This window comes from Fulvivirga sp. AWR4_260 (assembly GCF_056158185.1).
The window spans coordinates 970,105-985,420 of the sequence record NZ_JBSWSU010000001.1; the positions used below are offsets into that span (position 1 = coordinate 970,105).

Here is a 15,316-nt window from a genome sequence, read left to right on the forward strand (position 1 = left end):
AATGAAATTATTCACTAGGTTTGCATCCCATTCAACGGTGCTGTAGCTCAGTTGGTAGAGCATCGGACTGAAAATCCGTGAGTCGGTGGTTCGAGCCCACTCAGCACCACATGAAGGCCTCGCTTTAAAAGCGGGGCCTTTTTTATTTGCGTTATTTCCATATTTAAGCGTTTCAATCGTTTTCATTACTTTAATCAATATAACCTAAAGTTAAGATTTCTGTTCAAGAAATAGTATGCTTGCATACTATTTTACTCTTAATTTATAATACTTCTTGATAACTAAGTTTCTAGTATTTATCTTCAATACTTAACCAGAAGCAACTTGACCGACTACCTAGCCAGACCTCTATTTCAAGACTTAATTCAAGGAATTTGGGCTATCATATTAGCCACATTATTCCTGTACACATTCAAAATCTACAAGAAAAGGTACCTCAAATTATGGTCGTGGAGCTGGTGGGCTTTTTCCTTCTATATGCTGAGTCGCTCTGTCATACATTATACCTCATGGAGATATACACTCTCAGCCCCGCTAGATATACTTTCATCATCAGTATCATTATTTGCTGCATACACGCAAGTAAGCTTACTACTGCTAGGCTGCTGGTCGTTAATTGTTAATAAAAAGTTTTACAACGCCCATGTGCGAAAAACACTTGCAACTGCCGGTACCCTGAGCATTTTAACCAGTGTTTTATTCTACACTGATGATACCCTTAAGACCTTTACACGGAGCGGCATCTGGGCGCTAATAACTGGGCTCGCATTCCTTTTTGTAGGCATCTGGATGGTAAAGAACCGCGACAAGCACAAAAGCATAGGAGAGAGCTTATTGATCATGGCATTTTTGGTTGATGGAGTTGAGCAACTTCACGCATTCACCGTAATGCTATTGCCCGTATTAGGCATGGACTTCAACCTTTACTATGTGAAGTACCTGGGCTTACTTGATTTCTTTATAGAAGCTCTTATTGGCATGGGCATGGCCATTTGGCTTTTAGAATATGAAAGGAAAGATCTCGAAAAAGCTTATACAGATTTAGACACCTTTTTTTATAGTACTTCACACGATTTAAAATCACCGTTAGCGTCAATCATTGGATTGATTGATTTGGGTAAAATTCAAATAAAAGACATAGAAGCTTTAGAGTATTTTCAGCAAATTGAAAACCGTGTAACAAAACTAGATGCTGTAATTAGCGATATCTTAGCCTATGCACGCAGCGCTAAACACAAGCTTAAAATAGACCTACTTAATTTCAACACTATCATCAACGACATAAAAACTTCTTTAGAGTTTAATGATGGCGCTAATAGAGTAAAGCTTATTTATGAAGAAAATGAAGACAACACCTTTTACAGCGATAAAATAAAGATCAACACCATATTTCATAACCTCATTTCTAATGCCATAAAATACCATGATGGCACCAAGGAATCATCCTATGTAAAAATCTCCTTCCAAAAAGAGGACAATCATATTAGCATCAAAATCAAGGACAATGGTATAGGAATACCCAAAAGTGCACAAAAAAGGGTATTTGAAATGTTTTATCGTGCCTCGGCTTCTTCCACAGGCTCAGGGCTTGGCCTTTATATAGTTCAAGAAGCAGTGAAAAAACTTAACGGCACCATACGGGTAAAATCAACAAGAGGGCAAGGAACTACCTTTACAGTTCGCCTTCCCCTCTCTAAAGGTTAATTCATATGTTTAAGCTTAATAATTTCCTTTTCAGTAAGTGGTCTCCACTTGCCTCTAGGTAAATTGAGCTTATCTAAACTTGCATACATTACTCGATCAAGCTTTACTACCTCATATCCCAAATGCTCAAATATGCGCCTTACAATTCTATTTCTACCAATATGAATTTCTACTCCAAGAGACCTAGCATTTTCTAACATAGCTAAGTTATCAACAGGAGCAAGGCCATCTTCAAGCATTAAACCATCTTGAATTTTAGCAAAATCGTCTTTGGTTATATTCTTATCGAGCTCTACTTTATATATTTTTTTAATGTTATGCGAAGGATGCGCTAGCTTTTTAGCTAATTCACCATCATTAGTAAACAGTAAAAGGCCAGTAGTATTCCTATCTAATCTACCTACCGGATAAATCCTTTCTTCACATGCATTTTTTACTAACTCCATTACCGTTCTCCTGTTTTCAGGATCATCAGTAGTAGTAATAAAGTCTTTAGGTTTGTTTAACAGAATATAAACCAATTTTTCAGGGCGTAGTTTTTTTCCATTAAACTTTACCACATCACTAAATTGAACTTTATATCCCATTTCTTTCACGACATCACCATTTACGGTAATCTCGCCTCTTTCAATAAGCTTATCTGCCTCTCTTCTAGAGCAGACACCAGAATTAGCAATATATTTATTAAGTCTTATTGCTTCAGACACTTCTTTGAGGTTAATCTCTTTAGATTTTCCTCCTCTTCTTTTACCCTTCATTTTAACGCAGTATCACTACTGTATTTATCAATTATTAATTATCAGATTCTTCACCAATTACGTTATCATCGAGCTGAGCTATATCTTTAGGTGTAGGCAGTTCATTCAAATGATTGATACCGAAATATTCCATAAAAGCATCGCTAGTACCATATAACACAGGTCTTCCTACCGACTCAGCCTTGCCTTTCATTTCAATTAAGCCTTTTTCTAGCAGTTTCTGCACGGCATAATCACAACTAACACCACGTATACTTTCTACATCCGATTTGGTAACCGGCTGTTTATATGCAATGATAGACAAAGTTTCCAACGCAGAAGTAGAAAGTCGTTTTTTTGATTGTTGTTTTAATAAAATACCGATACTTGCCTGATATGCCGGTTTGGTTAAAAACTGATATCCTCCTCCCAAATTATTAAGGCCAAAGCTATAATCTTCAGCCTCATATTTTTCTGTAATTTTTTCAATCACCGCCTCTATATCTTCCTGAGGCACCTCCGCTTCAAACATCTCAGAAAGACATGTTTGTAGTTCTTTCATTTTAATGGGGGAAGGAGAACAAAATATTAGTGCCTCAATGTGATTTTGTAAAAAGTCCAAATCAGTTCTGCTGCTTTAATTTAGCTTCAATAGATTGTGTAGTATGCGGTACAGCCATTAATCTTTCCTTAGATATTAGCTTACCTGTAACGGAGCAAATTCCATAAGTTCTGTTTTTGATCCTTACCAAAGCATTTTCAAGGTTATTGATAAACTTTTGCTGACGAGCCGCTAGCTGGCTAAGATTTTCTTTCTCAGCAGTGTCTGCACCATCTTCCAACACTTTAGTATTACCTGATGTACTATCAGTGCCTTCATCATTACTTTTATTCAAAGTACCTTTTAATATTTTAAGCTCATTTTTAGCCTTCTCAAGCTTTCCGTTGATCAACTCCTCAAATTCAGCTAATTCTGCATCTGAGTAACGCGTCTTTTCTTCTCCCATTAGAATAAATGTTTATGTTATACTTCGATTTTTAATAAATCGCCTAAAAATAATTTATGAAATTGAAAAACAAAAAATTTTAAACCTAATAAATTCTTAAACGCCTCTATTGTGATTTAAAGCGTACCAATGTTAAATTACGCATTTAAAATTTCGTTTTATGCATAGAATATATTTCAACTTGGTGGCAATCGCAAGTTTCATCTCTTGTTTAGTATTGTTTTCATGCAATAAACCTGTTGATAATCAAACTTCAGAAGTAAACACCAAAAGCCCTAAAGAGGTTCAAACTGAACTAGGACCAATAACCTTAGTCATTCATGGTGGTGCGGGCAACATATCTAAAGAAAACATAAGTAAAGAAAGAGAAGCGGAATACCACAAAAAGCTTCAAGAAGCACTCAACACAGGATACTCTGTACTATTACAGGGAGGAAGTGCTATAGATGCAGTTGCAGCCTCTATTCAGGTTATGGAAGCCTCACCATTATTTAATGCCGGTGTTGGATCCGTGTTTACCTCCGAAGGCAAGAATGAATTAGACGCCTCTATTATGGATGGCGCCACCAGCATGGCTGGTGCCGTAGCCGGAGTATCTACAATAAAAAGCCCAATACTAGCTGCAAAAGCAGTAATGGAAAAATCTCCGCATGTAATGATGGCAGGGCATGGGGCAGAGGTTTTTGCAAAACAAGAAGGTTTGGAAATAGTAGATCCATCTTACTTTTACAACGAAAGAAGACATGAACAATGGTTAAAGGTAAAAGCTGCTCAAGAAAGAAAAGAAACTGCCTATATGAAAAAGTATCCTGATTATAAATACGGCACTGTGGGTTGTGTGGCTTTGGATAGCAAAGGAAATATAGCAGCCGGAACATCTACTGGCGGTATGACTAATAAAAAATATGGGCGCATAGGAGACTCGCCAATAATAGGAGCAGGAACATATGCTGACAACAAAACTTGTGGTGTGAGCAGCACAGGCCATGGAGAATATTTCATCAGAGCTGTGATTGCATATGATATTGCAGCGAATATGAAGTACAATCAACTTACTTTAGAACAGGCAGCCAAAGAAGTTATTACAAAAAAACTAACTGAAGCTGGCGGCACAGGAGGTATTATAGCCTTAGATCAAGCAGGCAATATCAGCATGACTTTTAACACCACAGGTATGTTTAGAGGTTACATCAACAAGGAAAATGATCCTCATACGTTTATGTATGGCGAAAAATAGCCATTAGAAATTTACGTTAGCTCCAGATTATAAGAGGCATTGATATCTTTTACCCTAGCTTGCAGTGCTTCAATATCTATATTAATACGATATTTCATTTTAATATATCTTTTAACCACCTCTACTTTGCGGCCATTTCTTAAGTGAAATAAAATTGAATTATTGATAACGCAGTTCATAATAATATCTTTTTAGTATTAGCATTAAAATAACATGTCCGGAGGGTGTATAATTCATAATATACTCAATAATTCACGTATTTAAAAGCGGGTCCCCACTATTACTTTTTTCTTAAAGTGCTGCTGTCCTCCATTAATATCAAACACATCAAATAAAATGATATAATATCCAACCCTAGCTTTTAATCCATCATCTCCTACGGCATCCCAAGTAAAAAAGCCATCTTCAGGCAAATAAGCATTTTCAGCAATAGTCTTAATTATTCTTCCTGACAAATCCATGATGTAAACATTAGCCACATTGCCCGCATGATCAAAACGATAATTTATTGTAGTAAAGTCGTCAACACCATCACCATCGGGTACAATTACCTTCGGTGTAACAAAAACCTGATTATCATTACCCGCTATTTCATTTTTAGCCTGAGAATTTATATAACCAGGGGTAGCAAAACCAATAGTTGATGCCGCTGATTTCCAATTATCATTATTTGCTGCACTTTCATCGGCAGCAACTCTTTCAAGAGAAACGCCTTCAACGTTACTTAAAAGTTTAAAATGTAATTCTTCGTCATAATTGAACCTATCTATAATCTCACCAGCATTAAGCAAAATTACCGAGCCTTCATCATCAGGAAATGACGGTAAATTCGACACTTCAACAATATGCTCAGCTAATGATAATGGATAATGTTCTACTATAATTTGTGGATTGGTAGTTAAGGCTATATAGCTTTTAGGGTACATTACAAGAATATCAGCATCAACAATTAAGTCAAAATCAGAAGAATCATTATCATATTCATGGTTTGACAATGCCCACTTTTCAAGATTTATAAACTTATCAGAGTCATTAAATAACTCAACAAAATCAACTCCTCCACTTCTAGGATTAAAAAGCACCTCGTTAATAACTATGTCGTTCACTAAACCTTCTTCAATTAACCTAAATTTAGTTTCTATAAGATCGATATAATTTCCTGAACAATCTGACAGATGGTTCAATATTAAAGTATAGTCAAATTGAGGTTTCAAATCATTTTGTAAAACCAAGGTAACCGCAGTTAATGAAGAGTTGATATAAACAGAATCAATAGATATACCACCTGACAAACTAAAATCATTGACCTCTACCTCTTCTGCATCTAAGGGTTCATTAAACTGAAGTGTAACAAGTTTCGATTGTAGAGCGAGAGCACTTATTAAAACAGGAGGAGAAAGATCTGGCTTATTGCTTTTTACAGAATTTACTCTGCCTGGAGTTCCTCCATCCAAATCCTGCGAAGCAGTCCAGTTCTGCTCATTGCTGCATAAATTACCAGGATCAATCAACTCTAAAGTCCATCCTCCTGCAGCTTTCGTAGAACTATTATACCATGCATCATCATATAAGACTGAATCAATAGTAGCGCCTTCACCACTTTTCAAAATTACATTGTCACCACTATTATTTAAACTGGGCCAGCTACTTACTCCATATACTTTTTCGTAAGATGAAAATTCACCTTTATCACGCTCATCGCATAATATAACATATTCTTTAGGCTCCAGAATTAACCCCTCCTCAATTACTCCTAAAGAATTTCCATCTGAAACAGTCCATGATGATAAGTCATAATATTGATCAGATGAAATGTTGTATAGTTCTACAAACTCAGCCTCTGGCAAACCTACCACTGGTGATGGGTCTGCCATCACTTCATTGATAACCACACTTTTATAAACCGGCTTATTAAGCAAAAAATATTTGAATTCATGTTTAGTTTCAAGGAGTTCATTTCCTGCCAAGTCCGTGATTGTATTATTCAGCTCTAAAGAATAAAGTTGTCCTTGAGTAAAGCCATTAGCCACCACTAGCTGTACTGCTTTTCCTCCCTCAGCCATTGTGACATTTTCTACATCAAGTGCCGGAGAAATACTATAATTAGCACTATTGATTAAAGCAGGCTCACTCATAGCCTCACTAAAAACCAGCGTAATAGTTTTATTATCAACAAGCTCTATAGCACTAAGCTCAGGAGCCTTATTATCTACCCCTATATTTTGAACTGAAATGTTATCAAAGAAATGGTTTTGCCTAGGGCTAGCGGCAGAAGATTGAGTTATTTTAAAACCAAAAGCTGCCGAACTTTCAATACTCATATCAAGAACTGACCCTATAGAAATAAACTCATCATTCGAAGGAGATTTATAACTTACCTCCCACAGGCCCTGATCATCGTGAGTAACTATAATGGAAAAAAGATTATTAGAACTACTACCTACAAGTTTTGACTCACTTATGAGTAATGCAGAAGGAGCTCCTCCATTCTCGATTTTATACAAAGCAAAGTGATCATCGGTATCACCAATTCTTAAAAAGTAGCCATTGTTACATTCGTGTAAACTAAGTTCATCGCTAGCAAGAAAAACGTCTACATAATTAGCTCCGGAAGTGGCAAACTTTAAATTAAAGTCAAACTCCCAAATGGTGTTAGAAATCAAATTGCAGCTAGTACTAATAGCGTACACTGCTGCCCCCAAGCTGTTGCTTTGCAACTCTTCATTTGTCACTTGCCAAAGGGCTAAATCTCCCGTCCATTCTGGGTTGGAAGAAAAATCACCATCACTAAAATTTTCTTGCAGCTGGGCTAAAATATCACTACTAGTAGCTAATAAATAAAGCATTATACTTAAAAAGCTATATTTCACCCTCATAAAGCCTCTGATTTTACTGAATATAACTTATAAAAAAGACAAAAAACACTATTTTTACAGAGAATAACAGTAAATAATAACAAGATGAAATTAGCAGTAGTAGGTGCTACTGGCCTTGTAGGTCAGGAAGTACTAAAAGTTATCGAAGAAAGAAATTTTGATTTCGATGAATTATTCCTTGTAGCTTCACCTAGATCAGTAGGTAAAACTTACGAGTTCAAGGGTAAGACTTACACTGTTATCGGTATGGACGAGGCTATTTCTAAAAAACCAGATGTAGCTATTTTTTCTGCAGGTGGAGGCACTTCTTTAGAGTGGGCTCCAAAATTTGCAGACGCTGGTTGCATTGTAGTGGATAATTCTTCGGCATGGAGAATGAGCCCTGACCACAAATTAGTGGTGCCTGAAATAAACGCTGATAGCTTAAGAATTGATGACAGAATCATTGCTAACCCCAACTGTTCTACGATACAGATGGTATTAGCATTAGCACCTCTACATAAGAAATATAAGATAAAACGTGTGGTAGTATCTACTTATCAGTCAGTTACCGGAACGGGTAAAGCTGCAGTAGATCAGTTAATGAACGAGCGAAGTGGAAAAGATGGAGACATGGTTTATCCACACAAAATTGACATGAACGTGCTTCCTCACATCGATGTATTCCAAGATAATGGTTATACTAAAGAGGAAATGAAAATGGTGAATGAAACCAAAAAGATTTTAGGTGATGACACCATTGCAGTTACAGCTACAGCAGTAAGACTTCCTGTAATGGGCGGCCACTCTGAGTCTGTAAACGTTGAATTTGCTAAAGATTTCGATCTTGCAGAAGTACGCGAATTGTTAGCAAGCACTCCGGGTATTGTAATACAGGATGATGTAGCTAACAATGTTTACCCAATGCCTTTAAATGCTCACAGAAAAGATGAAGTTTTTGTAGGTAGATTAAGAAGAGATGAATCTCAAGCTAACGCACTAAACATGTGGATAGTAGCTGACAACTTAAGAAAAGGTGCGGCAACAAATGCTGTTCAAATTGCTGAGTTTTTAGCAGCTAATAATTTAGTATACTAAAAATCTAAGTACTCATTACTGGATGAATAAGTCATTATTACTACCAGAAGTACAACAATTCATAAAGGATCATGAAAACCATGATCCTTTTTCTCTTTCATTAAAGCACCAACAAATTAATGGTGTAGATATAAAAGAAGTAGCAGCACAAATTGGCTCTAGAAAAAAAGCTAAGAATAAACTTCCCACTTGGTATGCTACGGACAACATTATTTTCCCTCCTCCATTATCCATGGAGCAGTGTTCCTCTGAGCTAACAGCTAAATTCAAAGCTTCGTTAATTTCAGGTCATCAATTAGTAGATCTTACGGGTGGCTCTGGAGTAGACACTTACTTTTTGGCACAATCATTCAAATCTGTAGACTACATAGAAAGGTTTGACAAACTTTGCCAAATTACGAAGCATAACTTCACCCAGTTAAATGCCAACAATATCACAAGTTATAACACGGAGGCAGAGCAGTACTTAAATGACCTACAGAAGGAAGTAGATGCTATATATATTGACCCCGCCAGAAGAGGGGATCATAATGAAAAGGTTTTTAAGTTTGAAGACTGTGAACCGAATATAGTAACTCTAGCTCCCAAGATATTAAGTATTTCTCCCATACTAATGATTAAGGCTTCTCCAATGATGGATATTGCGTTAGCATTAAAAAGCCTTAAAAATGTCAAGGCTATTCATGTTGTAGCTGTTAATAATGAATGCAAAGAAGTACTATACATACTTGACCAAAATGAGACCACTAACCCTGAGGTAAACACCGTCAATATAAACTCTCTAGGCACTGATCAATACCAAGTAAAATTACTTAATGAACAAGCCAGCACAGCCAACTTAGGAGAAATTACCAACTACCTTTATGAGCCCAATGCCTCTGTAATGAAAGCAGGCTTATTTAATAGTTTGTGCCAAAGTTTTGATGTTATTAAACTACATACTAATACTCACCTATATAGCTCAGACCAATTTATAGGAGACTTTCCAGGAAGGAAGTTTAAGGTTAACCAGGTAGTTGAGTACGATAAAAAGAAACTTTTAAAACTCATACCTGAAAAAAAGGCAAATATAACCTGTCGTAATTTCCCCGATGATGTGAAAAAGATCAGAGCAAAAACTAAACTGAAAGATGGAGGTGATGTGTATCTTTTTGCATTTACAGATGTCAACAATCAGAAAAAAATAGCAGTTACAGAAAAAGTTGGTCATGAAAACCAACAACAACCAAGATAAATAAGGCTAAAAACAACTGCAGGCACTCCATAAACCTTTAAAATACGCATTCGGTATTGGGTGGCTTCCCACCACAACATAAGCCATGGTTTATACAATCCAATAACACAACCTACAACGAAAAGCACCGCAAAAAACAAAGCAAATTGCTTTAATAACTCCATATACAATTTACCTTACGTAATTACTTCTCGAGGTTAAAATAGCGTCCATATTGGTATTAGCCCAATCTGCCAAGCCATTGATGTGAGGCAAAATACTTTTTCCTATCTCTGTAAGATGATATTCTACTCTTGGAGGCACTTCAGGATAAACCGTTCTTACAATTAACCCATCGGCTTCTAATGTTTTTAATGTCACTGTAAGCATCTTTTGCGAAATATCACTAATATGACTTTTCAACTCACTAAACCTAAGCTTACCTTCATCTCCTAATATGATCAATACCAAAGTAGACCATTTATCTCCAAAGCGATCTAGCACCATTCTTACGGGGCAATTACCTAGATCATAATATTTTTTATTTTTTTCTTCGTGCATAACTATCTGGTTATCAACATTAGTTACTTTAAGGTAAGTAATTGATTATCAGGTGCCTTCTTGTTCACTCTATACTTTACATTTACCTTTGGTATACAAAAGTAAGTAATAAACCTAAAGTAAGTATTAGGAGAAAAGTTAAATTTTAATATTATGATATTAATTACAGGAGCAACAGGCAACCTAGGGCAAAAAGTTATTAAAGCACTAAAGGAGAAAGACAGCAATATTGAAGTAAGCGCTTTAGTCAGAGATATTAAAAAAGGCGAAGATTTACTCTCTACATATGGGGTAAAACTAATAGAAGGAAACTATGACAATTACACATCTTTAGTTAGTGCATTTCAAGGGGTGAGTAAACTATATTTTGTATCAGGAAATGATATGCCAGCAAGAGGCAAACAGCATGAAAATGTAGTAAATGCTGCCATTGAAGCGAAAGTTGGCCATGTTATCTACACCAGCTTTGAAAGAAGAAATGAAACTGCCACCTCATCAATAGCAGACCTTGGTGCCTCACACATAAAAACAGAAGAGCTACTCAAAGCCTCTGGCTTGGCCTTTACTATTATGAGACATAATTTATATCACGAGGCAATAGGTCAATTTTTAGGGTCACAAGTTTTAGAAACGGGCACTGTATTTTTACCTGCAGGAGAAGGAAGGGTATCATCAGCCTCACAAAATGACATGGCAAAAGCGGCTGCCAATGTTCTTACTTCTGAAGGTTATAAAAACAAAATTTATGACATAACAGGCAGTAGCAATTTCAGCTTTGAAGAAGTAGCTCAAACAATTTCTGAAATTACAGGTAAAGATATTAAGTATGTATCACCATCTGCGGAGCAATACGAAGAAGCACTCAAAGGAGCTGGCTTACCAAAAGAAATTATTGACATCATTATTGGCTTCGCTACAGCTATAAAAGACGGAGACCTAGATCTGATATCTCACGATCTCGAAACCATAATAGGTGAAAAACCGACCACAATAAAAGACTTCTTAACAGAGGTTTATAAATAAGCATCAAAAAAGCGCATTTAACTCATGCGCTTTTTTTATATCTTAAAGTAATATTTTAAGATGTACAGATATTCTTTCTCATTTAAAGCAATAACGCTTTAACCTCTCATACATATTTCACTAACTTTAAGGCTCATTTTTCGTTGATATCGAAGTGAAAGCCGAAGATTTATTAAAGTTATACAAAGCCGATAGTATTATCCAGACCATTGCCGAATTTACTAAGGCAGATAAAGATAATACCGTTCAATTCAAAGGACTAAGAGGAAGCCTAGATGCTGTACTCATAGCCACTCTCTATGAAATGAACAAGCAAAACCACCTAGTGGTGTTGCACGATAAAGAGGAAGCAGCATATTTTCATAGTGACTTGCAAGGCCTGTTGCCGGGTAAAGAAATATTATTTTTCCCTACCTCTTACAAAAGGCCTTATGAATTTGAAGAAACTGAAAATGCTAATGTATTAATGCGAGCAGAAATACTGAATCGTGTTAATCATAAATCACCCGAAGGGGAAATAATAGTGAGCTACCCCGAAGCGCTCACTGAAAAAGTGATCAATAAAAAATCACTTTTAAAGAACACCTTCTCTGCCAAAGTAGGAGAAGAAGTAGATATCGAATTTCTTGCTGAGCTTTTGCTATCTTACGATTTTGAAAAGACTGATTTTGTATATGAAGCAGGCCAATTTGCCGTAAGAGGAGGAATTATTGACATTTACTCTTATGCACACGACCTTCCCCTAAGGCTGGAGTTATTCGGAAATGAGATTGAAAACATCAGAACATTCGACCCTTCCACTCAACTTTCTGTAGCTCCTATTAAAGAAATCAATATTATCCCCAACGTGCAAACCAAGCTTATAGCAGAAGAAAGGCAGGGATTTATTGACTTTTTACCGCGAAACACCAAGCTGTGGTTCAAAGATTATAGCCAAACGATTGACGTAATCGATGCCTATTATGACAAAGCAAAAAACAGCTTTGACCAAATACTAGAAGAAAGTGGCGAAACACAAATTGTACTGAGTCCTACAGATTTATTTGAAACATCTGACTCCTTCAAATCTCAGATTGTACCACTTACTAAACTAGAATTTGGTAATAGGTTTTACTTTAAAAACAGTGAAGCATTTAACTTTGAAGCTGAGCCACAACCATCATTCAATAAAGATTTTGAGCTGTTAGCCAAAAATTTAAGTGATAACCAAACCAAAGGATACACTACGCTAATTGCCTCCGAATCACCCAAGCAGCTAGAAAGACTACATTCTATTTTTGAGGAAATTGACCACACAACCAATTTCCAAGATTTTACTGCAAGTTTAAGAGAAGGCTTTATTGATAACATTTTAAAAATAGCCTGTTATACTGATCATCAGCTATTTGAAAGATTTCATAGATATAAAACCAAAGACAAGCACTCTAAGTCAAAAGCTTTAACATTAAAAGAGTTACGTACGCTACAGCCAGGCGACTTTGTAACACACATAGATTATGGTATTGGTAAATTTGCCGGCCTAGAAAAGAGAGATGTTAATGGCAAAGAGCAGGAGGCAATACGCCTAATCTATAGAGACGATGATTTGCTATACGTGAGTATACACTCATTACATAAAATTTCTAAATATACAGGCAAAGAAGGTACTGCCCCTGCCATTAGTAAATTGGGCTCACCCGAATGGGAAAACAAAAAGAAAAAGGTTAAAAAACAGGTAGTTGACATTGCCAAAGACCTTATTAACCTTTATGCTAAAAGAAAACAAGCTCCTGGTTTTGCTTTTGAAAAAGACAGCTTTTTACAGGCAGAACTTGAATCATCTTTTATTTATGAAGACACTCCTGACCAAGCTACTGCCACAGAAAGTGTAAAAGAAGATATGGAGCAACAACACCCAATGGACCGGCTGGTGTGTGGTGATGTTGGCTTTGGAAAAACAGAAATTGCCGTAAGGGCAGCATTTAAAGCTGTTAATGACAATAAACAGGTGGCTGTTTTAGTGCCTACCACCATTTTGGCAATGCAGCACCATCAAACTTTCTCCGAAAGGTTATCGAAATTTCCGGTTAAACTAGATTATATCAATAGGTTTAAAACCACCAAACAGATAAGAGAAACCTTAAAGAAGGTTAAAGAAGGAGAAATAGACATTCTCATCGGCACACATAGAATTGTGAGTAAAGACGTAGAGTTTAAAGATTTAGGCTTAATGATTATTGATGAAGAACAAAAGTTTGGAGTTAAAGTCAAAGAGAAGCTTAAAGAACTAAGAGTTAATGTTGACGCTTTAACACTAACTGCCACTCCTATACCAAGAACGCTGCACTTCTCTTTAATGGGAGCACGTGATTTAAGTATTATTTCTACACCTCCGCCAAACCGCCAGCCTGTGACTACAGAGCTACATACTTTTAATGAAGAGGTGGTCAGAGACGCTATTAGTTATGAGTTAAGAAGAGGTGGACAAGCCTTTTTCGTTCATAATAGGATAGGAGACATTGAAGAAGTAGCCAACATCATCTTAAGGCTGGTCCCTGATGCCAGAGTGGGAATAGCTCATGGCCAAATGGACGGCCCTGTATTAGAAAAAGCCATGATGAGGTTCATTGAAAATGAATATGATGTTTTGGTGTCTACCAACATTATAGAATCTGGACTTGACATCCCTAACGCTAATACCATTATTATCAACAGAGCGCATATGTTTGGGCTTTCAGATTTACACCAAATGCGCGGTAGAGTAGGGCGTAGCAATAAAAAGGCTTTTTGTTACCTTTTAACTCCTCCTACTATCGGGCTTTCTTCTGATGCACGTAAAAGATTAAGTACGCTTGAAGAATTCTCTGACTTGGGAGATGGCTTCAAAGTAGCTATGCGTGATCTTGATATTCGCGGGGCAGGAAATTTACTTGGCGCAGAACAAAGCGGATTTATCTCTGACTTAGGCTTTGATATGTACCACAAAATATTAGACGAAGCAGTACAAGAGCTGAAAGAAACGGAATTTAAAGACCTATTTGTAAAAGAGCTCTCTGAAAAGGCCAAAGTATTGGTTCAGGATTGTAATATAGAAACTGACCTTGAGGTACTTATCCCAGACTCTTATGTAAATAATATATCAGAAAGATTAAGCTTGTACTCTAAGCTCGATAATATTAAATCAGAAGAAGAACTAGAATCTTTCCAAACATCAATGATTGACCGCTTCGGCCCACTTCCTGATTCGGTTAAAGAATTAATTCAAACCGTAAGGTTAAGATGGCTAGCAGAAAAACTAGGCTTTGAGAAACTTACCCTGAAGGGTGAAAAAATGAAAGGTTACTTTGTAAGTCAAGACAAAGAGGAGTATTTCAAATCTGAAATATTTGGAAGCATCCTAATCTTTGCTCAAACTAACCCGAAACGCTGTCGCCTCAAAGAAGTGAAGGACAAACTTATCCTTACTGTACAAGAAGTTTTAAGCGTTAATGAGGCCATCGATATTTTGAATGTTATGTCTAATAAATAGCCTCTTACAAGGCTATTTATTTTACTAAGTGACCTAATTCAATATGATCTAAATAAGGCTCTATATCTCTAATGTCGCTAAAAGCATTAATAGCTAACACCTGATTTTCATTAGGCTCATAGCATACCTCAATGAAGTATCCACCTAAGTAGTATAAGTAAAACTTCTTTTCATCCTCTACTCTATAAACTAAATAATCAGCAAATACAGTTATTACGTCACACTTCTTGTCAAACGGTAATACTTTGAAATCATTTAATGGTATCATAGCTCAAAAAATTTAATGTCTTATTAGAAATTAAATAAAGACTGTGCCAACCATGCCGATTGTTAGTTTTTATGCATTCTGAGCCCATTTTAGCGTTAATTGTTC

At 36.3% G+C, this 15,316-nt stretch carries 13 protein-coding genes and 1 tRNA gene; 7 read left to right on the top strand and 7 right to left on the bottom strand.

Annotation, left to right across the window (positions count from 1 at the left end; genetic code table 11):
- Positions 1 to 36 precede the first annotated feature (36 nt).
- Positions 37 to 109 (top strand) — tRNA-Phe (locus tag ACXACQ_RS04140).
- A 215-nt stretch (positions 110 to 324) separates the two neighbouring features.
- Positions 325 to 1,704 carry a sensor histidine kinase gene (locus ACXACQ_RS04145; protein ID WP_474974663.1) on the top strand — a complete coding sequence of 460 codons (1,380 nt, stop codon included), beginning with the start codon at positions 325 to 327 and terminating at the stop codon, positions 1,702 to 1,704.
- On the opposite strand, the gene ACXACQ_RS04150 is transcribed toward ACXACQ_RS04145, so the two are convergent.
- From ACXACQ_RS04150 to ACXACQ_RS04160, 3 genes are read right to left on the bottom strand one after another with little or no spacing between them, the layout of a single operon-like run.
- Complete coding sequence (locus ACXACQ_RS04150; protein WP_474974664.1) at positions 1,701 to 2,462, bottom strand: pseudouridine synthase; 762 nt, start codon at positions 2,460 to 2,462, stop codon at positions 1,701 to 1,703. The genes ACXACQ_RS04145 and ACXACQ_RS04150 overlap by 4 nt on opposite strands.
- Positions 2,463 to 2,496: 34 nt before the next feature.
- Positions 2,497 to 3,063: an SMC-Scp complex subunit ScpB gene (gene scpB / locus ACXACQ_RS04155; protein WP_474974665.1), complete on the bottom strand. Its 567-nt coding sequence runs from the start codon at positions 3,061 to 3,063 to the stop codon at positions 2,497 to 2,499.
- Between the two features lies 1 nt (position 3,064).
- Complete coding sequence (locus ACXACQ_RS04160; RefSeq protein ID WP_474974666.1) at positions 3,065 to 3,448, bottom strand: TraR/DksA family transcriptional regulator; 384 nt, start codon at positions 3,446 to 3,448, stop codon at positions 3,065 to 3,067.
- Positions 3,449 to 3,608: 160 nt separating this feature from the next.
- Here ACXACQ_RS04160 and ACXACQ_RS04165 point away from each other — a divergent pair, with 160 nt between their 5' ends.
- Positions 3,609 to 4,685: an isoaspartyl peptidase/L-asparaginase family protein gene (locus tag ACXACQ_RS04165; RefSeq protein ID WP_474974667.1), complete on the top strand. Its 1,077-nt coding sequence runs from the start codon at positions 3,609 to 3,611 to the stop codon at positions 4,683 to 4,685.
- 11 nt (positions 4,686 to 4,696) lie between these two features.
- Here the strand turns inward: ACXACQ_RS04165 and ACXACQ_RS04170 are convergent, their stop codons facing one another.
- Positions 4,697 to 4,864 carry a hypothetical protein gene (locus ACXACQ_RS04170; RefSeq protein ID WP_474974668.1) on the bottom strand — a complete coding sequence of 56 codons (168 nt, stop codon included), beginning with the start codon at positions 4,862 to 4,864 and terminating at the stop codon, positions 4,697 to 4,699.
- 81 nt (positions 4,865 to 4,945) lie between these two features.
- Positions 4,946 to 7,561 carry a lamin tail domain-containing protein gene (locus ACXACQ_RS04175; RefSeq protein ID WP_474974669.1) on the bottom strand — a complete coding sequence of 872 codons (2,616 nt, stop codon included), beginning with the start codon at positions 7,559 to 7,561 and terminating at the stop codon, positions 4,946 to 4,948.
- Positions 7,562 to 7,645: 84 nt separating this feature from the next.
- Here ACXACQ_RS04175 and ACXACQ_RS04180 point away from each other — a divergent pair, with 84 nt between their 5' ends.
- Entirely contained in the window at positions 7,646 to 8,638 is a 993-nt protein-coding gene (locus ACXACQ_RS04180) for an aspartate-semialdehyde dehydrogenase (protein WP_474974670.1), read from the top strand.
- 22 nt (positions 8,639 to 8,660) lie between these two features.
- Complete coding sequence (locus tag ACXACQ_RS04185) at positions 8,661 to 9,872, top strand: THUMP-like domain-containing protein (protein WP_474974671.1); 1,212 nt, start codon at positions 8,661 to 8,663, stop codon at positions 9,870 to 9,872.
- A 171-nt stretch (positions 9,873 to 10,043) separates the two neighbouring features.
- On the opposite strand, the gene ACXACQ_RS04190 is transcribed toward ACXACQ_RS04185, so the two are convergent.
- Complete coding sequence (locus ACXACQ_RS04190; RefSeq protein WP_474974672.1) at positions 10,044 to 10,412, bottom strand: winged helix-turn-helix transcriptional regulator; 369 nt, start codon at positions 10,410 to 10,412, stop codon at positions 10,044 to 10,046.
- Positions 10,413 to 10,565: 153 nt separating this feature from the next.
- Between ACXACQ_RS04190 and ACXACQ_RS04195 the strand changes: the two genes are divergently transcribed.
- Complete coding sequence (locus ACXACQ_RS04195; RefSeq protein WP_474974673.1) at positions 10,566 to 11,435, top strand: SDR family oxidoreductase; 870 nt, start codon at positions 10,566 to 10,568, stop codon at positions 11,433 to 11,435.
- A gap of 154 nt (positions 11,436 to 11,589) precedes the next feature.
- A complete protein-coding gene (gene mfd / locus ACXACQ_RS04200; protein ID WP_474974674.1) occupies positions 11,590 to 14,943 on the top strand; it encodes a transcription-repair coupling factor in 3,354 nt (1,117 codons plus the stop codon).
- Positions 14,944 to 14,959: 16 nt separating this feature from the next.
- On the opposite strand, the gene ACXACQ_RS04205 is transcribed toward mfd, so the two are convergent.
- Positions 14,960 to 15,211, bottom strand: a complete 252-nt coding sequence (locus ACXACQ_RS04205; RefSeq protein ID WP_474974675.1) for a hypothetical protein — start codon at positions 15,209 to 15,211, stop codon at positions 14,960 to 14,962.
- Positions 15,212 to 15,316: the final 105 nt, after the last annotated feature.

Excerpts from the sequence above, each read along its gene's own strand:
- ACXACQ_RS04150 (WP_474974664.1), bottom strand. The coding sequence starts at position 2,462 with ATGAAGGGTAAAAGAAGAGGAGGAAAATCTAAAGAGATTAACCTCAAA.
- ACXACQ_RS04160 (WP_474974666.1), bottom strand. The coding sequence starts at position 3,448 with ATGGGAGAAGAAAAGACGCGTTACTCAGATGCAGAATTAGCTGAATTT.
- ACXACQ_RS04165 (WP_474974667.1), top strand. The coding sequence starts at position 3,609 with ATGCATAGAATATATTTCAACTTGGTGGCAATCGCAAGTTTCATCTCT.
- ACXACQ_RS04170 (WP_474974668.1), bottom strand. The coding sequence starts at position 4,864 with ATGAACTGCGTTATCAATAATTCAATTTTATTTCACTTAAGAAATGGC.
- ACXACQ_RS04175 (WP_474974669.1), bottom strand. The coding sequence starts at position 7,561 with ATGAGGGTGAAATATAGCTTTTTAAGTATAATGCTTTATTTATTAGCT.
- ACXACQ_RS04180 (WP_474974670.1), top strand. The coding sequence starts at position 7,646 with ATGAAATTAGCAGTAGTAGGTGCTACTGGCCTTGTAGGTCAGGAAGTA.
- ACXACQ_RS04185 (WP_474974671.1), top strand. The coding sequence starts at position 8,661 with ATGAATAAGTCATTATTACTACCAGAAGTACAACAATTCATAAAGGAT.
- ACXACQ_RS04190 (WP_474974672.1), bottom strand. The coding sequence starts at position 10,412 with ATGCACGAAGAAAAAAATAAAAAATATTATGATCTAGGTAATTGCCCC.
- ACXACQ_RS04195 (WP_474974673.1), top strand. The coding sequence starts at position 10,566 with ATGATATTAATTACAGGAGCAACAGGCAACCTAGGGCAAAAAGTTATT.
- ACXACQ_RS04205 (WP_474974675.1), bottom strand. The coding sequence starts at position 15,211 with ATGATACCATTAAATGATTTCAAAGTATTACCGTTTGACAAGAAGTGT.